This window comes from Klebsiella quasivariicola, from assembly GCF_002269255.1.
Lineage (GTDB): Bacteria > Pseudomonadota > Gammaproteobacteria > Enterobacterales > Enterobacteriaceae > Klebsiella > Klebsiella quasivariicola.
On the sequence record NZ_CP022823.1, the window covers coordinates 1,492,622 to 1,512,087 of the forward strand.

The 19,466-nt window shown below is 57.1% G+C and carries 26 protein-coding genes; 20 read left to right on the plus strand and 6 right to left on the minus strand.

From position 1 onward, the window contains the following. Positions 1–2: 2 nt before the first annotated feature. The 5 genes from B8P98_RS07570 to B8P98_RS07590 are packed head-to-tail and all read right to left on the minus strand — an operon-like array spanning position 3 to position 4,397. Positions 3–1,169: an ExeA family protein gene (locus B8P98_RS07570; RefSeq protein WP_032195642.1), complete on the minus strand. Its 1,167-nt coding sequence runs from the start codon at positions 1,167–1,169 to the stop codon at positions 3–5. A 10-nt stretch (positions 1,170–1,179) separates the two neighbouring features. Continuing rightward, complete coding sequence (locus B8P98_RS07575; protein WP_011410680.1) at positions 1,180–2,949, minus strand: DDE-type integrase/transposase/recombinase; 1,770 nt, start codon at positions 2,947–2,949, stop codon at positions 1,180–1,182. A 3-nt stretch (positions 2,950–2,952) separates the two neighbouring features. Continuing rightward, complete coding sequence (locus tag B8P98_RS07580) at positions 2,953–3,861, minus strand: DUF3102 domain-containing protein (protein ID WP_006687266.1); 909 nt, start codon at positions 3,859–3,861, stop codon at positions 2,953–2,955. A gap of 9 nt (positions 3,862–3,870) precedes the next feature. Then, the gene (locus B8P98_RS07585) at positions 3,871–4,176 is read right to left on the minus strand and encodes a helix-turn-helix domain-containing protein (RefSeq protein ID WP_000042842.1); all 306 of its coding nucleotides are present in this window, start codon (positions 4,174–4,176) and stop codon (positions 3,871–3,873) included. After that, on the minus strand, positions 4,173–4,397 hold the full coding sequence (locus B8P98_RS07590) for a hypothetical protein (RefSeq protein WP_001041677.1): 225 nt from the start codon (positions 4,395–4,397) through the stop codon (positions 4,173–4,175). Before B8P98_RS07590 ends, B8P98_RS07585 begins: the two co-directional genes overlap by 4 nt. An 88-nt stretch (positions 4,398–4,485) precedes the next feature. On the opposite strand from B8P98_RS07590, the gene B8P98_RS07595 reads away from it, so the two are divergent. Further along, complete coding sequence (locus B8P98_RS07595) at positions 4,486–4,896, plus strand: helix-turn-helix domain-containing protein (RefSeq protein WP_021544473.1); 411 nt, start codon at positions 4,486–4,488, stop codon at positions 4,894–4,896. A gap of 41 nt (positions 4,897–4,937) precedes the next feature. Further along, the gene (locus B8P98_RS07600; protein ID WP_001228474.1) at positions 4,938–5,465 is read left to right on the plus strand and encodes a hypothetical protein; all 528 of its coding nucleotides are present in this window, start codon (positions 4,938–4,940) and stop codon (positions 5,463–5,465) included. Between the two features lie 47 nt (positions 5,466–5,512). Here B8P98_RS07600 and B8P98_RS07605 read toward each other — a convergent pair whose 3' ends face one another. After that, positions 5,513–6,283: a DNA adenine methylase gene (locus B8P98_RS07605; RefSeq protein WP_000664222.1), complete on the minus strand. Its 771-nt coding sequence runs from the start codon at positions 6,281–6,283 to the stop codon at positions 5,513–5,515. 247 nt (positions 6,284–6,530) lie between these two features. Between B8P98_RS07605 and B8P98_RS07610 the strand changes: the two genes are divergently transcribed. The 18 genes from B8P98_RS07610 to B8P98_RS07695 all read left to right on the plus strand — a co-directional run bounded on the left by B8P98_RS07610 (position 6,531) and on the right by B8P98_RS07695 (position 19,465). Then, positions 6,531–6,881, plus strand: coding sequence for a putative holin (locus tag B8P98_RS07610; protein WP_000793140.1), 351 nt, complete (start codon positions 6,531–6,533; stop codon positions 6,879–6,881). Then, on the plus strand, positions 6,881–7,618 hold the full coding sequence (locus B8P98_RS07615) for a transglycosylase SLT domain-containing protein (RefSeq protein WP_006687274.1): 738 nt from the start codon (positions 6,881–6,883) through the stop codon (positions 7,616–7,618). Before B8P98_RS07610 ends, B8P98_RS07615 begins: the two co-directional genes overlap by 1 nt. Further along, positions 7,608–8,261 carry a lipoprotein gene (locus B8P98_RS07620; protein WP_006687276.1) on the plus strand — a complete coding sequence of 218 codons (654 nt, stop codon included), beginning with the start codon at positions 7,608–7,610 and terminating at the stop codon, positions 8,259–8,261. Before B8P98_RS07615 ends, B8P98_RS07620 begins: the two co-directional genes overlap by 11 nt. Then, positions 8,258–8,590 (plus strand): hypothetical protein, encoded by a 333-nt coding sequence (locus B8P98_RS07625; RefSeq protein ID WP_000175096.1) that lies wholly within the window; start codon positions 8,258–8,260, stop codon positions 8,588–8,590. The genes B8P98_RS07620 and B8P98_RS07625 overlap by 4 nt, the downstream gene beginning before the upstream one ends. Further along, positions 8,583–8,894 (plus strand): hypothetical protein, encoded by a 312-nt coding sequence (locus B8P98_RS07630; RefSeq protein WP_000227551.1) that lies wholly within the window; start codon positions 8,583–8,585, stop codon positions 8,892–8,894. Before B8P98_RS07625 ends, B8P98_RS07630 begins: the two co-directional genes overlap by 8 nt. Then, the gene (locus B8P98_RS07635) at positions 8,894–9,439 is read left to right on the plus strand and encodes a DUF3486 family protein (RefSeq protein WP_000124057.1); all 546 of its coding nucleotides are present in this window, start codon (positions 8,894–8,896) and stop codon (positions 9,437–9,439) included. Before B8P98_RS07630 ends, B8P98_RS07635 begins: the two co-directional genes overlap by 1 nt. After that, entirely contained in the window at positions 9,436–10,959 is a 1,524-nt protein-coding gene (locus B8P98_RS07640; protein WP_000080258.1) for a hypothetical protein, read from the plus strand. Before B8P98_RS07635 ends, B8P98_RS07640 begins: the two co-directional genes overlap by 4 nt. Continuing rightward, complete coding sequence (locus B8P98_RS07645) at positions 10,959–12,455, plus strand: DUF935 domain-containing protein (protein ID WP_006687283.1); 1,497 nt, start codon at positions 10,959–10,961, stop codon at positions 12,453–12,455. Before B8P98_RS07640 ends, B8P98_RS07645 begins: the two co-directional genes overlap by 1 nt. Next, positions 12,436–13,257: a phage head morphogenesis protein gene (locus tag B8P98_RS07650; RefSeq protein WP_006687285.1), complete on the plus strand. Its 822-nt coding sequence runs from the start codon at positions 12,436–12,438 to the stop codon at positions 13,255–13,257. Before B8P98_RS07645 ends, B8P98_RS07650 begins: the two co-directional genes overlap by 20 nt. Positions 13,258–13,259: 2 nt before the next feature. Then, complete coding sequence (locus B8P98_RS07655; protein ID WP_000135510.1) at positions 13,260–13,718, plus strand: phage virion morphogenesis protein; 459 nt, start codon at positions 13,260–13,262, stop codon at positions 13,716–13,718. 214 nt (positions 13,719–13,932) lie between these two features. Then, positions 13,933–15,030, plus strand: a complete 1,098-nt coding sequence (locus B8P98_RS07660) for a hypothetical protein (protein ID WP_032195641.1) — start codon at positions 13,933–13,935, stop codon at positions 15,028–15,030. A 13-nt stretch (positions 15,031–15,043) separates the two neighbouring features. Next, positions 15,044–15,997, plus strand: a complete 954-nt coding sequence (locus B8P98_RS07665; protein WP_006687289.1) for a hypothetical protein — start codon at positions 15,044–15,046, stop codon at positions 15,995–15,997. A 10-nt stretch (positions 15,998–16,007) separates the two neighbouring features. After that, positions 16,008–16,364 (plus strand): DUF2190 family protein, encoded by a 357-nt coding sequence (locus tag B8P98_RS07670; RefSeq protein ID WP_006687291.1) that lies wholly within the window; start codon positions 16,008–16,010, stop codon positions 16,362–16,364. A gap of 1 nt (position 16,365) precedes the next feature. Then, entirely contained in the window at positions 16,366–16,812 is a 447-nt protein-coding gene (locus B8P98_RS07675; RefSeq protein WP_006687293.1) for a gp436 family protein, read from the plus strand. Continuing rightward, a complete protein-coding gene (locus B8P98_RS07680; RefSeq protein WP_006687295.1) occupies positions 16,812–17,276 on the plus strand; it encodes a Gp37 family protein in 465 nt (154 codons plus the stop codon). Before B8P98_RS07675 ends, B8P98_RS07680 begins: the two co-directional genes overlap by 1 nt. After that, positions 17,276–17,527 carry a hypothetical protein gene (locus B8P98_RS07685; protein WP_021544466.1) on the plus strand — a complete coding sequence of 84 codons (252 nt, stop codon included), beginning with the start codon at positions 17,276–17,278 and terminating at the stop codon, positions 17,525–17,527. The genes B8P98_RS07680 and B8P98_RS07685 overlap by 1 nt, the downstream gene beginning before the upstream one ends. Beyond that, a complete protein-coding gene (locus B8P98_RS07690) occupies positions 17,517–18,944 on the plus strand; it encodes a phage tail sheath subtilisin-like domain-containing protein (RefSeq protein ID WP_032195640.1) in 1,428 nt (475 codons plus the stop codon). Before B8P98_RS07685 ends, B8P98_RS07690 begins: the two co-directional genes overlap by 11 nt. Further along, positions 18,941–19,465 carry a phage major tail tube protein gene (locus B8P98_RS07695; RefSeq protein WP_164965982.1) on the plus strand — a complete coding sequence of 175 codons (525 nt, stop codon included), beginning with the start codon at positions 18,941–18,943 and terminating at the stop codon, positions 19,463–19,465. Before B8P98_RS07690 ends, B8P98_RS07695 begins: the two co-directional genes overlap by 4 nt. Position 19,466: the final 1 nt, after the last annotated feature.

The window sequence follows — 19,466 nt, forward strand, 5'->3', positions numbered from 1 at the left end:
GATTAAACTCCTTTGACGACGTCGGCGTTGACCTGCGGAACCCCGATTTCAGCAGCCAGATTCATGGCGGCTATCACCAGGTTACTGACGGCCAGCGGATACAGCAGGCTGACCATGCTTTTACGGCTACCACCCAGATTGCTCAGACGGGCGCGGATGGCTTCCACTGCGCTGGCGTCCATGATGTCGGCCAGCTGCTTACCGGCACGTTGCAGTTTGAACGTCAGAAACTCTTCGAGGCTGTTGTCCAGCGGCAGCAATTCAACCACCTCGCAGCGCTGGACGACCTCACGGACTTCCATGTTGCGTTCGGACAGTTTGTCCGCCAGTTCAGGCTGGCCAATCAGCACGATGGACAGCAGTTTTTTGAAGCCGGACTCCAGTTCGAAGAAGCGTTTAAGGTGCTTCAGCGTCGGAATGGGAAGGCTGTGGGCCTCCTCAATCACCAGAACGTGGCTGAAACCCGCCTGACTGCTGTCCTTCAGGACGCGGTGCAACTGGCGGAAGCGGGCGTCCTGGCTGCGTTTGATACTCTCCAGCGGCGCGATGGTGCTGATGATGGCCTCGGCGATAGCTGCCGCCTTCAGGGTTTTGCCCTTCACGTCGTTGTCTTCCATGGCGATGATGTATGGCTCAATTACAATCACCGGCGCGTTCTCGCGGTTGACGCGTTCAATCAGGTCGCGGCGCAGCGTGGATTTACCCGCACCGGACTCGCCGATAACCGCCAGAAAGCCACCATGGCGGGCGGTCTGGAACAGCGCCTCACGCACGTAGCGGATATCCGGCGTGGTGAACACATCGTCCGCGCCCTGCATGGCTTCATCGGCGAACGGATCACGGAAAAGGCCAAACGCTTTTTTGGTTGCTGGAAATAACACCTGCTTTTTGAGTAACATGTTCTCTTCCTCACTGAGGTTGGTTTTATCGGTAGTACCCGCTGTACGGGGCGTGACAGCGCCCTGTGCAGCATCAAAACTTTTCGCTGTATCAATCCCCTTACTTTCCAGATACAACGCCAGACGCTGGCGTACCTCTTCGGGGCTGGTGCGTGGCCACTCGTTATGGTTCACAATCTGGGCCAGCGTGGCCTCGGAAACGGCGACGGCTCTTGCCACCACCGCCTGCGGGATGCGGGCCTCTTTCAGTTGTTGCTTCAGTACCAGCATGCCTTCCTCCTCAGTTACCGTTAACGATGCTGATAACGCTGTTGCGGGCCGGAGTGGTCAGGGTAACCATCACCTCATCCAGCGCGGCTTCAGGTACGCCATCCGGGTACTGCGCCGTTAACTGGCGGTAATGTTCCGGCGTCCAGATATGGCCGTTAGCGCCAAACTTCTCGCGCAGGGCTTTCGCCGCCTCCACATGGGTCAGCGGACGCTGCTCAATACGCGGCCCGCGCACGTCTGAAGCCTGACCGCGCTTCGGCATATAGGCAGGAAGCGTGGTGTCGTCGATATGTTTGTACGGGTCAAGTCGCCCGCCGAACGGCAGCGCCTTCGCCTTGCGTGCAGCAGCTGCATCGGTGGCGTTATCGGTGCCCGTAACCAGCTCTTCGATTTCTTTTGCCGCCGTCTGCGCCGGGGTCTCCGGCAGGGCTTTGTAGTTTTCGCCAAATACCGCCGCGCTTTCGGCAAAGCCGAACTCGTTCTTTCTGACCTCCTCGACCAGGAAGAACGTCTCGTGACCGTCCTCACCGGTCAGCACCACCTGCGCCACATCGCTGCGCCACGGGTTACGGGTAATCATCAGTTTTTCGCCGACCAGTACGCCCGGTACCGTCGAAACGTCAAACTCATTGCCCCGGAACGAGACGCGCAGTTTTGGTGTGACCTTACGGAGTTCCGGTGCGGCCACCGCCAGTTCGCGGCAAACCTCAACGGATGGCGCTTTTTTCAGCTGGTCAGCAGTAATCTTCAGCCAGATATCCGTGCGGGTTTTACCGTGGCGGCTGTGGACCGCCGTGGCGTTAAAGTGGCTGCGCCATTTCACCGCCAGCGCGTTCAGTTCGTCCAGGCTATGAACCGGCTGGAATTTGAGACCCGGCTCCAGTTTACGTTCGATAATGTCACGGGCCTTTTCCACCTGCCCGGTGGCGCGGGCGTTATGCGGCTTGTGCGCTATCAGATTGATGCCCAGCGAGCGGCACATGTTTTTCGTCATGCCAGCGGTGTTCGCCGAACCGGGATCAAGGTAGAGTATTTTCGGCACGCCGTGCAGCACGTCCGCGCCGCCGCGCTCCTGCATGGCGTTGATAAGCACAGAACAGAGGTTCTCACCAGATTCCGCACCCATCACGTACTCAACGTAAATCCAGCCGCTGGTATGGTCGGTAATCTCGTAACTCCACACGCGGTCACTGGCGATGCGGGCGATGTTGGCAGGCTTGTTCTTGTAGAACTTCGAGCTGTCCATCACCTGCAACCCTTTATGGCCGTTGCTCAGGTAGTAAAGCGTACAAAGTGAGGCATCAATCTCCCAGACGTGATTGGGATGCAGGCTGGCCATCTCGGACGACGGGGCCGGTGCGTCAAGCTGTTCCGGGTGCAGACCATAGTTCCGCAGGGCGCGGCTGATGGTGTCCTCGGACAGCGGGAAAAACTCGCCTGTGGCCTCGTCCGTTCTGCCAGCAGTGATAAAGCCGTTTGACCGCAGGGTCTCCACCGCATCCGCGATGGAATACAGGCGCTTACCGTTCTTACGGGTGGCCTCGCGCAGCGTGGCAGATATCAGCGCGGCTTCGTCGCGGCTCAGGGCACTGCGCCCGGCATCGGCGCGTTTTTTACGTTTGTCAGTCACTGATACCTCCTTCAGCTTGCGCAGCAGGGTGGCGCGGGAAATGCCCAGTTCGGCGCAGGCGGCATCATATATCGCACCACGCTTACCATGCCCCGCGTCACGTGCCGCGCGGGCAACATAAACCAGTCGTTCAGTCAGGGCGGCACTCATGGGTTATGCCTCCTGCCCGTTAATCTCTGGCGTCGGGTCAGTCAGCCATGAAGGGGCGGCGTTGCCTGTCGGCTCGTCCGGCAGGTCAAATGTGGAGCGCAGGCTACGCGCGGTGCTTTCCAACTGGCAGACCAGACCGGCCATAAAGTCTCTGGGGGTATCAATCATATTTTCAGCACAGTATGCGCACAGGGTCTCAAAGGCGCTGGACAGTCGAACGGCGATGGCAGATTCCGCCTCAACCGCTAACGCTGTAACTTCCGCACGCAGCTTCTTCACCTCTTCGTCAGGCTTGGGCGGTTGGATACGGGATTTCTTCTCCAGTTTTGTGGAGAGCGAGTCGATTTTTTCGTTTTTGTCGGCAAGCACGCGCTGTTGTGCTGCGTTGGTTTCACGCGCTTCGCGTAGGGCCGCTTTCAGTTCGCGGCTTGTCATGCGATCAATATCATCGAGGCTCATACCAGCAATCGTGCCGCCATCGGCTAATTCGACGAGGTCTTCGTCATCTTCCGTCATCAACTCAAACAGCTTTGTTTTACCCAAAAGCGCAAGCGCTTGCGCTTTTGGTTCAAGCTTGGGAGACAAATATTTGAGGGATGCTTGCATCATCACCTGCGCGGTACGTTTGGATAGGGACAACTGAGACTCAACGATGTCGATGAAGTCACCATGTGGTTCATTTTCTTTGAGAATTACCAGTCGTTTACCCGCCTCCAGCATGGCTTCAGCACTCTGAGCCATATAAAAACGTGTTTCATGGACAATACGATCACGTTCATACGGCAGGCCATCACCAAACTGCTGCATGATTTCGAGGCGATGTTCGGACATAGCATTAAGACTGACACTGAGACCATCGGTCAGCGGTGCATCTTCCACTAGTTCAACTGGTTGTGATTTTGTGCGTCCCATTTCAACTCCTTAGCGACTACCAGCCATAACACGCTGGTTAATTTCATTGATACGATCCTGCGCCCGCGCCATTTCGGTACTGTGCGCCATGGCGATTTGTAAGAGCTGGACTCCTGGGGCAAAACGCCCGTTATCCAGTTTCAGGGCCAGTCCTTCTTCGATAAGGGTATTGAGCGCCCGATTGATATTCGCCGGGGACTCGCCCAGAGCTGACGCCAGCTCGCCGTTAGAAACACCGTTCAGAGCGTGACCGCGTAAAGCCTTAAGGACACGCAAAATACGGGTACCTGAGCTTGATGTATTTGGTTTACTCATGACGCCTCCTTGAGGATGCCGGGGGTAACTTCTTTGCCTATTGCGACCGAAAGGTCTCGCAAAATCCGATAAGTCAAACGACCGCGTGGAAGTTCGCTTTTGCCTGCCCAGCGGCTGACAGCCTGGGTGACTGTTCGTGGCTCATAGCCCGCGTTAAGCGCGAACTGGCGCAAGCTACTGCCTCTTTCAACCAGCCGTGCCCGAACTTGTTGTTTGTTCATATGCACCGTGTTCCTGTTGGGTTATGATGTACTCTATTGGGTCTATTGTACGCACCCAAACGGGTATGTCAAATTGAGATATGTTCAAATGAGTATAAAAGAGAGATTGCGCGAAGCGATGGATGCTAAGGGTCTGACAATTAAGGCATTGTCAGACTTGTCAAAAATTCCATATCGCTCACTTCAAAACTATCTGCGTGGAGAGAGAGAACCTAATGCAGAGGCTCTTGTTGCGCTAAGCACCCATTTGAACATATCAATAGATTGGCTACTTACTGGTAAAGGGGAAGCTGTTGGGGTAGAGAAAGCACAGCCAGCTAATCAGGAGCAGCATTTCAACCAGTCTGATCTGAAGTTATTGGAGCTGCTCAACCAACTGGAGCCAGAGGTGCGAAAAGAGTTGCTGCGAGGCGCTGAGGAAAAACAGCGAATGATTGATATGGAAAAACAGCTTAAGGAGCTGTCCGCAGCGTTCGAAAGATTAAAAAATACGGGTTAATCTGTTCCTATTAAGAACATTAGAGGTATAAGGACATGACTATGCGCAAATTATTTTTACCGTTGATATTTGTTTTATCTGGGTGTGGAGATAATACCGATCCTGCTGATACGTCCACCACAGCTAAGGAGCACGCGGTTTTTAGCGTTGAAACAGATAATCCGGTTGTAAATCGCGAATTACCGTTTATTCGCCAACAACTCCCCGGCCTGGATAAGTACGCGGACAGTTTTGAAAAAGTCGAAGTATCCGAGGATAGCGAACGCCCGGTGACAACGGTGCAGTTTCATATTAAAGACGAAAATAATATTCCAAGTGACTACATAGCCTCTGGTCATAATTGTTATTTGTTCATATCAAATAATGCCCACGAAGTGAAAATATCTAAATCAGCATGTCAGGCTGTTTTTTTCGATAAAACGGATGTTCCTGGTGGAGACCTGACCGTGAAACTTGATAAGGAAAAAGTTCCTATGACAGATGATGGTAAGACCCCGCGAGCAGGTTGTTTGAAAGCTTATTCACCAGAGCCAGATAATGATTATTGGACTTGTCCAAGGCAGGATTAAATGTTTAGGTGGTGCTGCAGATGCACCACCACCTTTAACTACCTCTTTCAAAAATTACAAATTACCAGCTCTTTCTTCGGGCTGGGTTTGCCTGTTACCTTAAGGTTGTAGCTGATATCAACCGACTGCATGTTCAGACCGTTGAATACCTGCCGCATTTCCGGGATATCGTTCACTGATATAATCATCTTCCCTTTGATCCTTCGCGCTAAATCTGCCATGTGATCATAGTTTTCCAGCCCGAACTCCACACCATAGCCTTCCGTTCCCCAGTACGGTGGGTCACAGTAGAACAGCGTATGCGGGCGATCATATCGCTCTATGCACTGGTGCCAGTCCAGATGCTCTATCAGCGTTCTCGACAGGCGCAGGTGTGCCATCGACAGTTCTTCCTCAATACGCAGCAAATTGAAGCGCGGCGCACTGGTTGTAGAGGTACCGAATGTGTGATCGGCGACCTTGCCGCCAAATGCCTGTTTCTGCAGGTAGTAGAACCGGGCCGCCCGCTGAATGTCGGTGAGCGTTTCTTCCGGCGTATCCTGCAACCATTTGTAAATCTGACGGCTGACCAGCGCCCATTTGAACTGGCGAATAAATTCTTCCAGATGATGCTTGACCACCCGATAGAGGTTCACCAGTTCCCCGTTGATATCGTTAATGACTTCGGTCTTGCTGGGAGTCTTTAGGAAATAGAGCGCAGCTGCCCCGCAGAACGGCTCCACATAGCAGGTATGGGCCGGAAACAATGGTAAAATATGCTTCGCCAGACGACGTTTACCGCCAATCCATGGGACGATGGGTAAAGATTGTTCTTTCATTATCCGTAAGCCTTTTGCAATCAATGAAAATATGGCAGGCTAGTCTGGTCTCGCGAGACTGACTGAACCCTGGTCGGCTCACAGTGCATACCTGTGGGTTGATGACCAGCCTGGTGTTACCGCACCGGGCTGGTCGTTCTTTCAAAGCCATCATGCGGTTCACGTCTGCATCCTCACTATTAACGCTGTTTAAAATCCCTTTCCCCGACCATTTGTGATGCTGTCTCCACTACACAAGGAGACGCTCATGAAAAACCTGAAAAAATTCATTCCCCCTGTTAAAAAGCCACGTCTCAGCGGCTGGCTGCTGACCGCTGTGCTGCTGCTCGGCACCATCGGTCTGGTATCGCCCCAGCAGCTGCCGGTGGTTGTCTACAAGCTATCACTCATCACGCTGGCGGCAGTATTGGGCTACTGGCTTGACCGTTCGCTTTTCCCCAAAGCCCGTCCCGGTCAGTACCTGAAGCATGATGACAGGCTGATGGCTGATGGTCGCTTCCCTGTCCAGACTGGCCTTCACCTGGTCTTTTCTGCTGCGCTAATCCGCCGTGCGCTGATTGTTGCTGCAGTCTGTCTGGCCGTAGCGATGGGGCTTTAATGATGACCCTCTATATGTACTGGCCTCAGGTTGTCTGGGCCGTGCTGGTACTGCTGGGGCTGGGCATCGAACTGGCCCGCCACGGGCAGGCCCGAACGGGTAAGCACAGTTTCTGGTGGCAGCTCTTTGGTTCAGTAACGGTAGCCTGGCTGCTCTGGTGTGGCGGCTTCTTCAGTCAGGCCCGCGCTGCCCAGCCACCGCAGACCGCGCTGCAGTATCGCGACGATGTGATCCGTAATGCCCGGCTTGAATGGGGAATGTCTGCGCCGGTGGCCGACTTCGCCGCGCAGCTGCATCAGGAAAGCGGCTGGCGACCTGATGCGGTCTCGCCGGTTGGCGCTCAGGGACTGGCGCAGTTTATGCCCACCACCGCTGACTGGATAAGTCAGCTGATGCCGGGGCTTAACAGCCGTGAACCGTTTAATCCGTCTTGGGCCATCCGGGCGCTGGTCAGCTATGACCGCTGGCTGTGGCAACGCGTCAGCGCCGTCAATGACTGCGAGCGTATGGCCATGACGCTGTCAGGCTATAACGGTGGTCTGGGCTGGGTACAGCGGGACAAACGGCTGGCCTCGCAGCAGGGGCTGGACAGCACCCGCTGGTTTGGTCATGTCGCCACGGTGAATGCCGGACGCAGCACTGCCAACTGGCGGGAGAACCGTCATTATCCGCAGCGCATCCTGCACGAACTGGCCCCGCGTTATCTCACCTGGGGAGGCGGCAGCTGTGTGGACTAACCTGCTAAAAAATCTGCCGTGGCGCAGTCTGCTGCTGGCGGTGGTCATAAATGCTTTTCTGATTGGGCTTTATTACCTGGGCTACAAAAGCGGGCATGAAAACGCCACGCGCGACGGCGATAAGGCGGTCAGTGAGTTGCAGTCAGCATTCGACACGTACAAAACGGAGCAGGCAACGCTTGAGAACGCTGCGTTGCGGGCTTGGGCGAAACGGTATCAGGAACAGGTAGCCGCCGGGCAGCAGGCTGAAGCCAGTTACCTTGAGCAGATTGCTCAACTGGAGAGCCAGAACAAACAACTACAGGGGCAAATTAACGATGTCACACAGCGCTGGATTGATGAAAAAGGTAAGAGCCATCCCATTGAGTGCGTGTTTACTCGCGGTTTCGTGCGCCAGTACAACGCCGCGCTCGGATATGACAACGCATCCGTCGACACCGGTCATTCAGACGCAACTGCCGCCGCTGGCACCGGCACTGGCGCAGCGTCCGGGCAACCTGAAGCCGCTGACGCCTGGCTACGCAACTCAGGCGTCTCCCAGCGTGATGTCCTCGCCAACATCATCGACAACGCGAAGCAGTGCCGCATCTGGCGCAGCCAGATAAACGGGCTGCTGGACGAACGGGAAGGATTACAGAAATGACGTTGCAGGTTGAATTCTGGACGGTGGTGGGCTTTCTCATCACCTTCATGAGCTTTGTCGGCGGTATGGCCAAGTGGCTGTTCAGTAAAGCGGAGGAGCGCCAGGCGGCGCGGTTCGCCTCTCTTGAGCAGTCGCTGCAACAGTCCGCTTCCAACTGGGGCGAGCTGGAAAAAGAATTTATGCGGTTTAAGGCGGATTTACCGCTGAACTACGTCCGCCGCGAGGATTACATCCGTGGGCAGACGGTCATCGAGGCCAAGCTGGACGCACTCTACAACAAACTGGAAGTGGTACAGCAGTATCGTCATACAGGAGGTCACCATGGTTGATATCGCCCGCGTGCGCCGGGAATCCCTGCGCTGGAGTCTGCTGGTTGCTCTGAACAAAACCCGCCCGTACACCGCCAGCGAGACGCTGCTGCTGGACGTGTCCCGCGCCATCTACCCGGACACCACTCCGCTGGAGCTGCGCCGTGAGCTGGATTATCTGTCCGACCGCAAGATGGTTGATCTGGAGAAAAAACCCTCCGGCGACTGGTTTGCCGACCTGACCCGCCTCGGCGTTGACCTGGTGGAATATACCGTGGAATGCGGCCCCGGTATCGCCCGCCCGGAAAAGTACTGGAGTGAATGATGGCCAGACGCAGCACGATAGAAAAGCTGCCGGAAGACGTGCGTCGCTGGCTTGAGCGGGCGCTGACTGAATCCGGCTTCAGCGGGTATAACGAGCTGGAGTCCCTGCTGCGTGAGCAGGGTTATGTCATCAGCAAATCGGCTATCCATCGCTATGGCCAGAAGATTGAGCGCCGCTATGGCGCTATCCGTGCAGCCACTGAAGCGGCCCGGATGCTGACCGAAGGTGCGGCTGACGATCAGGATGCACGTTCGGAGGCGGTGATCGCCCTGATTCAGACCGAGCTGTTCGAGAGCATCGTCCAGCTGCAGGAAGCGGAAGAAGGCGAAGTCGACCCCAAAGAGCGCGTGGCGCTGTTGTCGAAGGTGGCAAAGAACGTGGCCACGCTGTCCCGCGCTTCCGTCAACCTCAAGAAGTTCCAGTCTGAAGTCCGGGCCAGAGCGCAGCAGGCGGCCAGCAACGCCGAGAAAATTGCCCGTAAGGGTGGACTGTCAACCGATGCGGTACAGGCGCTGCGTCGTGAAATTCTGGGGATTGCCTCATGAGCCAGCTTGCTCCTGTTTTGCCTGACACCTCGGCGCTGGATATCCCCGCCGTTCTGATGCCCTACCAGCAGCGCTGGGTGGCTGACACGTCTCCGCTCAAGGTGATTGAGAAGAGCCGCCGAACCGGTATCACCTGGGCTGAGGCGTCCGATGACGTGCTGACCGCAGCCTCTTCAGCCCCTGCGGGTGGGATGAACGTGTATTACATCGCCTATAACCAGGACATGACCGTCGAATATATCCAGGCGTGTGCGATGTGGGCGCGGGCATTCAACTATGCCGCCAGTGAAATCGAAGAGGGTTTCTGGGAAGAGGACGAAGACGACAAGCATATCAAGACCTACACCATCAAATTCCCTGACTCCGGCTTCCGCGTTGTCGCGCTCTCCAGCCGTCCGTCTAACCTGCGTGGCCGTCAGGGCATCATCGTTATCGACGAAGCGGCGTTCCATGAGCAACTGGACGAACTGCTGAAGGCGGCGCTGGCGATGCTTATCTGGGGCGGTAAAGTGCGCGTTATCTCCACCCATGACGGTGACGATAACCCGTTCAATACGCTTATCGGTGATATCCGGGCCGGGCGTCAGGGGGGCAGCGTACATCGCATTACTTTTCAGGAGGCTGTGTCCCAAGGGCTGTTCCACCGCGTCTGCCTGCGTACCGGGAAAGAATGGTCGGAAGCATCCGAGCAGGCGTGGATGGCATCGGTGTACAAATTCTACGGTGCCGGTGCATCGGAGGAGCTTGACTGTGTTCCGGCCAACGGTGGCGGAGCCTGGCTGTCCCGCGCCCTGATTGAGTCCCGTATGTCGGCTGGCACGCCGGTGTTGCGTCTGACCTGCCCGGAGGGTTACGAGCTGAAGCCCGATGATGTCCGCTGGAGCGAGACGCAGGAGTGGCTTGATACACATCTGAAACCGTTGCTGGAGGCGCTCCCCGCTGACGCACGTTCTTTCCTGGGTCGCGACTTTGGCCGCAGCGGTGACCTGTCGGTGGACTATCCCCTGCTGCAGGAGAAGAACCTGGTTCGCCGCGTGCCGTTCGTGCTGGAGCTGCGCAACGTGCCGTTCAAACAGCAGGAGCAAATCGCCTGGTACCTGATGGATGGCCTGCCAAACCTGATGGGCGCGGCGCTTGATGCCCGTGGTAACGGCTCTTACCTCGCCGAATACGCCATGCAGCGCTACGGCTCCAGCCGGGTTAAGCAGGTGATGCCAACTGAAAACTGGTATCGCGAGCATATGCCGCCGGTCAAGGCTGCGCTGGAAGATGGCAACCTGGTGGATTTACCGAAGGATGAAGATACGCTGGATGACCTGCGGGCCGTTCAGGTGGTAAACGGCGTTCCCCGCGTGCCGGAACAGCGCTCAAAAGCGAAGTCTGACAGTGGCAAGCGTCACGGGGATTCAGCCATCGCACTGGCGCTGGCGTACTTCGCCAGTCGTGAAATTAACAAAGGGCCGGTGAAGGCAAGCTCACGCCGTCGTCGTCAGGCGGCCCGTATGCTGGAGGATTACTGATGGCCCGTGGACTCTGGGTTTCACCCAGTGAGTTCGTCAAATTTGCCGAACCTAATAAAACACTGACGGAGCAGATCGCCTCGCGCAGCCGTTCCATCGACTTCTTCGGGCTGGGGATGTACCTGCCTAACCCTGACCCCATTCTGAAATCTCAGGGCCGGGATATCCGCATCTATCGCGAGCTGCGTACCGACCCGCTGGTCGGTGGCTGCATCCGCAGGCGTAAGGCGGCGGTCAAATCGCTGGAGCGCGGTCTTGAACGTGGTCATGCCCCGGCGCGGGTATTCAGCTTCATCCGGGATATGCTCGACGATCTGGATCTGTCCCGCATCATCGGCGAGATGACCGACGCCGTTCTCTACGGGTATCAGCCCTGTGAGATCATGTGGGGACGCTCTGTTAAATCCTGGGCCATTGCCGATATCGTAGGTAAACCCCCTGAGTGGTTCCAGTTCGACAACGACAACCTGCTGCGCTTTCGCGCCAAGGACGCCGGGCTGGAAGGCGAGCCGGTACCGCTGAACAAGTTTGTGGTACCGCGTCAGGACGCGACCTACGATAACCCGTATGGCTTCCCTGACCTGTCGATGTGCTTCTGGCCCGTGACCTTCAAAAAAGGCGGCATGAAGTTCTGGGTGCGCTTTGCCGAGAAATATGGCTCACCGTGGGTTATCGGCAAGCATCCGCGCGGTACCGCTCAGGGTGAGATTGACCTGCTGCTGGATTCCATGGAGGCAATGGTGGAAGACGCGGTGGCCGCTATCCCCGACGATTCCTCCATTGAAATTAAGGAGGCCGCAGGCAAGGCCGACAGCAGCGATATTTATCAGAACCTGATAACGCTTGCCCGCAGTGAAATCTCCATCGCCCTGCTGGGGCAGAACCAGACCACCGAGGCCAACAGTAACCGCGCCTCCGCGCAGGCCGGACTGGAGGTTACTGATGATATCCGTGACGCTGACGCTGATATCGTGGAAAGCGCGGTGAATCAGGCCATCAGGATGGCGGTATCAATGAACTTTGGCGACGTGGCCAGCCCCGTCTGGAAGATGTGGGAACAGGGAACGGTCGACGATACCCAGGCAACCCGCGACGAGAAACTCAGCCGCGCCGGTGTGGTCTTCACCCCGCAATACTTCAAGCGTGAGTACCAGCTGCAGGACGGTGATATTGACGAGACACCACCGTCAGAACGCCAGAAGAACATGCTGCCGCTGTCATTTGCCGAAGCTATTGATGCCGATATTCAGGCACAGCAGGCCCTGGACGACGCGCTGGATATTCTGATGAACGGAGGCGCGTTAAATGGCACGCTGGAACCCGTACTGGCTCCTTTGTTTAAGCGGGTTGAAGATGGCGTCAATCCGTCTGAGCTGCTGGGCGAACTGGCCGAGCTGTACCCGCAGATGAACGCTGAAGACCTGCAGGAACGGCTGGCACGGATTATGTTTGTTGCAACTGTCTGGGGGCGTCTGCATGAGCGTGACAACGGCTGAACTGGCGTACTGCATGACGTTGCCCCCCAAACGGGCTATCAGTTACCTGAAGTCCAAAGGGTATAGCTTCACGTGGGACTGGGAGGAGATGTGGCAGGATGCCCATGCCCGCGCCTTTACCGTCGCCAAAGTGACCCGCCTTGATATCCTGGAAGATATTCGCGGGGCACTGCAGCAGGCTGTCGATGAAGGAAAAACAGGCCGCTGGTTCCGGCAGGAGCTGGAGCCGGAGCTGCAGCGCAAGGGATGGTGGGGGTCACGTGACACCACCGACCCGGTAACGGGCGAGCCGGTCACCATCCAGCAGGGCAGCCCATGGCGTCTCGACACCATCTTTCGCACAAATATGTCCGTACTCTACAGCGCCGGTCGCTGGGCTGAGCAGATGGAGAACGTCGACGACAGGCCGTACTGGATGTATACCGGCATCAACGACAGCCATACCCGCAAGAGCCATCTGGCGCTGCATGGTCTGGTGCTGCGCTATGATGACCCGTTCTGGCAGGCGTTCTATCCGCCGAACGGCTGGCGCTGCCGTTGTGGCGTGATTGCCCTGAGCGCGGCGGATGTGCGTGCCCGTGGCCTGAAGGTGTCAGGTTCTGGCGCAGCTCTGGGATGGGAGCTGAAGCTGGTCTCAGAGAAAACCGGCGAGATGCAGAACGTCGCCACCTTCAATACCGGCACCACGAAGGTGGCTACCGACGTCGGCTGGTCTTATGCGCCGGGGGCAGCATACCGTCCCGACCTTGCCCGCTATCAGGGGACGCTTCAACCGCTGGCACAGCAGGAACTGAGAGGATAACGATGGCTTCCGATAACCTGGTCAATGTCACCATTAACGATGAATCCCTGCGCCGGAGCCTCCGTGCGCTGGATCTTGCTGCCACAGACCTGGAACCCGCGATGCGCAAAATCGCCGGAACCCTGCTGGCGGAAACGCAGTTTAACTTTCTCGATGAGGGGCGTCCGGGGTGGACTCCCTCGCTGGCAGCGCAGGAGCGCGACGGGCAAACGCTGCAGGATACCGGGCGTCTGATGGGGTCGGTATCAACCGACCATGACGACCGGCAGGCAGCGGTTGGCACTAATGTCGTTTATGGGCCGATTCACCAGTTTGGGGGTAAAACGGGGCGTAATGAGTCCGTTGAACTTCCTGCCCGTCCGTTCCTGCCGCTGACGGGGGACGGTGAGCTGCAGCCTGAAGTGGTTGTCCCTATCCTCGATACGATTGTCCGCCATCTTGAAGCAGCGGCCCGTCGCTGAGTTTTGTCTCTGCAGGCGGGTGATTTATCATTGCCAGCCGCTGAGGGGCTGTATTACCTTTATAAAGGCTTTACAGCCCCCGCTTTGCACCACTATTCGCCCGCAGCGTGACATTCCCCGTACTGATACCCCCGATTTTTTCTAAAGCAGATTAAAAGCGCTGCTGACGCTTTTTCCACAGACTGTCCCCGACAACGTAACGCGGGACAGCAAAATGCCAGCCATTCACATTTTTAAAGCCGGTACTCATACCGATATGCACGGCACGAAACTGCCGTTCACGCAAAGCGATCTTGCCGCCTGCGTGAAAGCCTATGACCCGTCCGTCCATGAAGCACCACTCGTTATTGGCCACCCCAAAACGGAAGACCCGGCGTGGGGCTGGGTGAAATCCCTGTCGCTTAACGGCGGCGATCTGCTGGCTGAGCCTGACCAGCTCGACCCGCAGTTTGCCGAACTGGTGGGCAACGGGCGCTTCAAGAAGGTCTCAGCCTCGTTCTATCTCCCGGACTCACCGAACAACCCGAAGCCCGGCACGCTTTACCTGCGTCATGTCGGCTTTCTGGGGGCGCAGCCACCGTCCATTAAGGGGCTTAAGCAGGTTTCGTTTGGTGAGAAAGAAGAAGGCGTCGTGGAGTTTGCCGACTGGAGTGATATCACCAATGCCTCTTTATGGGGCCGTCTGCGCGATTTTCTGATCGCCCAGTTCGGGCTGGACGAGACCGACAAGGTGCTTCCTTCATGGCAGGTGGACTCCCTGCGTGAAGAGGCTTACCGCGACACCGGGAAGTCTGAACCGGACTTCAGTGAACACAATCCCACCCCTCAAAAAGAGAACAGCACCATGACTGAAGACGAAATCAAAGCGCTTCAGGCGGAAAACACGCGTCTGAAAGCGGAAGCCACCCAGCGGGCGGAACAGGAAGCGAAGGCTAAGCAGGACAAACTGCACGCGGACAACGTCTCCTTTGCCGAGAAGCTGGTTGGCGATGGCCGACTGGCTCCTAAAGCGAAGTCGGTTGTCGTGGCCATTCTGGACGCGGTCTCTGCAGGCGACAAGCCGGTTGAGTTTGCCGAAGGCGATATCCGCACCCCTCTGGCCACGGCGTTTAAGACGCTGCTGGACAGCACTGAGCCGGTACTGAATTTCAGTGAGCACGCGACCAAAGACCGCGTGAACACGGAGATCAAAACGACGTCAGCAGAGTTCGCTGAAGCCGACCCGGAACGTCTGGCGCTGCATCAGAAAGCGCTGGAACTGTCGAAAAAAGAAGGCATCAGCTACGACGCTGCTGTCTCCCGCTGCCTGTAATTAAGGAGAGAACATGTCTGACTATTTAAAGGGTAAGCGCGTTGTTGACCCGGTGCTGACCAGCATCGCTCGCGGTTATAAAAATGCCGCATTTATCGGCGAACGCATCTTCCCCATTGTCCAGACCGATAAGGAAGGTGTGACCGTCCCGACCTTCGGTAAATCCGCCTTTGTTGAGTACGACACCGAGCGTGCCGTGGGGGCTGACAGTAACGTCCTGGTACGTGAGAAGACCGGCAAACTGGATCTGGTTCTTAACGAGCACGATCTGGCCGCGCCGGTGGACTACCGCGAGCAGGCGGAGTCGATGTTCAACGAAGAGGCCAAGGCCATTCGTCGCGTGACCAGTGGCGTCAACCTGAAGCGCGAACTGTATGCGGCCCGTCTGGCGCAGGACAAAAACGTTTACCCGGCATCGTCCGTTAAAGCACTGGCAGCTGCTGAACGCTGGGTCGGTGGTAAAGGTGATCCAATTGGCATCATTGAAGGTGGCATTGAGGCGGTACGTAACAAAACCGGCCTGCGCCCAAACCTGATGACCATGGGGGCCAGCGTCATGTCGCTGCTGAAGTTCCACCCGGCGATTCAGGCCGCGATTGGAGCCAACGAGCGCAAGCGTATCACCATCGAAATTCTGAAAGACCTTTTCCAGTTGGAAGATGTGGTGATCGGCGAGCCGGTCTCTATGGCCTCCATGAAAGATGCGCAGAACAAGGACAAAGTCCCGGCTGATATCTGGGGCGACAACCTGATGCTGCATTACGTCGGCAAACCCCAGCCGGGCACCGACAGCGCCGACGAAAACGAGCCGTCCTTCGGCTACACCCTGCGCCGTAAAGGGATGCCGGTGGCGGATAAATACGACGGCGTCGGCGGCAAGGTGAAGTACTGCCGTTATACCGATATCTACAAAGTCGCCGTGGTCGGTGGCGATGCCGGGTATCTCGTCACCAACATCGTGAAATAAGGAGACGGTCATGGGTACAACACAGCAGGTCATTCTGACCACTACCGTGACGGCCAGTGCGGCGCTGACGCAACAGCGCTTTGTCGGTGCCGATAACGCCCCCTGTCAGGCCGGAGCCGTCGCGCTCGGCGTGGCAGAGGTGGATGCCGCAGCCGGTGATGTAACCCCGGTCAACGTACTGGGCATTGTTGCCGTCGAGGCCGGTGCCGCGATTGCCAGGGGGCTGAACGTTCAGTCGGATGCAAATGCCTGCGCCGTTCCCCAGACAGCAGCATCAGGCGACACCCCGGCAGGTATTTCAGCCGGGATTGCGCTGGATGAAGCACTGGCCGAAGGCGATGTTATCCGCATCCTGCGCGGGGTGTGACATGTACTGCACCCTGGCGGATTTACAGGAACAAGTGCCTGAGTCAACGCTGATTCAGCTCACTAACGAGGTCGTGGATTTCGACACCCCTGCCACGGTGAATGTGACGGTTGTGGACAGCTGTGTTCGCTACGCCGGGGAGTTGATTGATGCGCACCTTCGTGGCCGCTATACCCTGCCGCTGGCAGAAGTGCCTACCGTTCTGCGGGATATTGCCATCACGCTGGTGCGTTACCGCCTGTATGTCCGTCGTCCTGAAGGTGATCTGCCTGACACCGTCAAAGACGACAACAAAGAGGCCCGGCGTCAGCTTGAGGCTATCCGCGACGGGAAGCTGACGCTGGGGCTGCAGTCCACTCAAAAAGACGTACCTGAGTCCGGTGAAATCCGGGCGCGGGCACGTCGCCCCACCTTTGGCGGGCGCGACGGCTTACTGGAGAAATACTGATGAACGTTCTGCCCGTCCTCGATGCTGTGCTGGCCCGGTTGCGCGAGAAGCTGCCCCAGCTGCAGGTGGAGTACTTCCCGGAAAAGCCGTCCGAATACCGTCTGAATCATCCTGTCGGGGCGTTGCTGCTGAGCTATGCCGGTTCACGCTTCGACAAACCCGATGATATTGGTGCGGTGATCCAGCCTCAGACTATCCAGCTCTGCGTCACGGTGGTCTTCCGCCAGCTCAACGGTAAAAGAGGTGCGATTGACGTTCTGGATGCAGTCCGCCGCATACTCGGCGGCTACACCCCGCCGAACTGCCGCCGCCGTATCTGGCTGACCCGTGAGGTGTTTATCGGTGAGGCCAAGGGGCTGTGGCAGTACGCTCTCGACTTCGCAACCGAAAGCGTCTTTATCGAAGACAGCGATTTACCGTCCGGCCCGCTGTTAACCGAAGTGAACTATGAGGAAAGCGAGTGATGAAAGAATACCGCTATTCCGGCCCGGCCAGCGGCGTCACGCTGTCGGACGGAACCGAAATCCTGCTCTGGCCGGGGAAGAATGTTTCCCTGCCGGAGGAGCATGACTATGTGAAGGTACTGGTGGCGCTGAAGCATCTGACGCCGGTATCTGAAGAGACTAAACCCGCCAGCATACCGGCTGTGCAGTCACCAAAGCGCAGGAACGGCGGCGACAGCGATGTGAAAACGGAGGACTCCCATGTCAGCTAACTATCTGCATGGCGTCGAAACCATTGAGGTGGAAAACGGTGCCCGCCCGGTTAAAACGGTGAAATCCGCCGTCATTGGCCTGATTGGTACCGCCCCAATGGGAGACGTCAATACGCTGGTGCAGTGCCTGTCTGAGAAAGATGCAGCGGCGTTTGGCAGCCAGCTCACTGGCTTTACCATTCCGCAGGCACTGGATGCGATCTACGACCATGGGGCAGGCACCGTTCTGGTCATTAACGTGCTTGATCCGGCTGTGCATAAAACCGCTGTGGCCGATGAAGACGTAACATTCGAAAAGGCGACGGGCAAGGCACAGCTGGCTAATCCGGTGATCGCGCAGCTGGTACTGAAACCGGACAGCGACGGTCAGCCTTATGTGGAAGGTCAGGACTACTCGCTTGATGCGCAGACCGGGGTGATTACTAATCTTGGTAAAAGCATTGCTGCAGATGCAACGGTGAAGGCCAGCTATAACTATGCCGATCCGACCAAAGTCACCCCGGCTGATATCATCGGTACCGTTAACGCGGCAGGCAACCGTACCGGCATGAAGTTGCTTAACGACAGCTTCAACCTGTTTGGCTACTTCGCCAAAATTCTGATTGCCCCGGTATTCTGCACCCAGAACAGCGTCTCGGTTGAGCTTATCGCCATGGCTGAGAAGCTGGGCGCGGTGACCTACATCGACGCGCCGATTGGTACCACTTTTGCGCAGGCTCTGGCGGGGCGTGGCCCGGAAGGCACCATTAACTTCAATACCAGCTCCGACCGCGTCCGTCTGTGCTATCCGCACGTCAAGGTGTACGACGCGGCCACCAACAGCGAACGGCTGGAGCCGCTGAGCCAGCGTGCTGCAGGTCTGCGTGCCAAGGTCGACCTGGACAAGGGCTACTGGTGGTCGTCCTCCAACCAGGAGATTCTGGGTATCACCGGCGTGGAGCGCCAGCTGTCGGCAATGATTGATGACCCGCAGAGCGAGGTGAACCTGCTCAACGAACAGGGCATCACTACGGTCTTCAGCAGCTACGGCAGCGGCCTGCGTCTGTGGGGCAACCGGACGGCAGCATGGCCAACGGTCACCCATATGCGCAACTTTGAGAACGTTCGCCGCACCGGTGATGTTATCAACGAGTCCCTGCGTTATTTCAGCCAGCAGTACATCGACATGCCGATTACCCAGGCACTGATTGATGCGCTGACGGAGTCGGTCAACGCCTACGGTCGCAAGCTGATTGGCGACGGTGCACTGCTGGGCTTCAGTTGCTGGTTTGATCCGGCCCGTAATGAAGAGATGGAGCTGGCCGCCGGTCATCTGTTGCTGAGCTACAAATACACGCCGCCACCGCCGCTGGAGCGACTGACGTTTGAGACCGAGATCACCTCGGAATACCTGTTAACCCTGAAGGGGAATAGCTGATGGCAAAGATTGAGATCAACCGCATCACGAATGCCAACATCTACCTGGATGGCGCTAACCTGCTGGGCCGGGCCGAGGAGGTCAAACTGCCTGACGTCTCCATGACCATGCAGGAGCATAAGGCGCTGGGGATGGTGGGCAAGGTGGAACTCCCTGCTGGCTTCGACAAGCTTGAGGGCGAGATCAAGTGGAACAGCTTTTACCGCGACGCGATGCTGTCTGCCGCGAACCCGTATAAGTCGCTGGCGCTGCAGTGCCGTTCCAGCGTTCAGCGCTACAGCTCGCAGGGGCTGATTGACGAAATTCCGCTGGTCACTTTCCTGACGATCATGTTTAAGAAGAACCCGCTGGGGACGTTCAAACAGCATGAGAACGCCGAGTTCTCCAGTAGCTTCACCTGCACGTACATCAAGCAGGTACTGGATGGTGAAGAGTTGCTGGAGCTGGACTATCTGGCCAACATCTTCCGCGTCGGCGGCATTGACCAGTTGACCGACTACCGCATCAACATCGGGGGCTGAC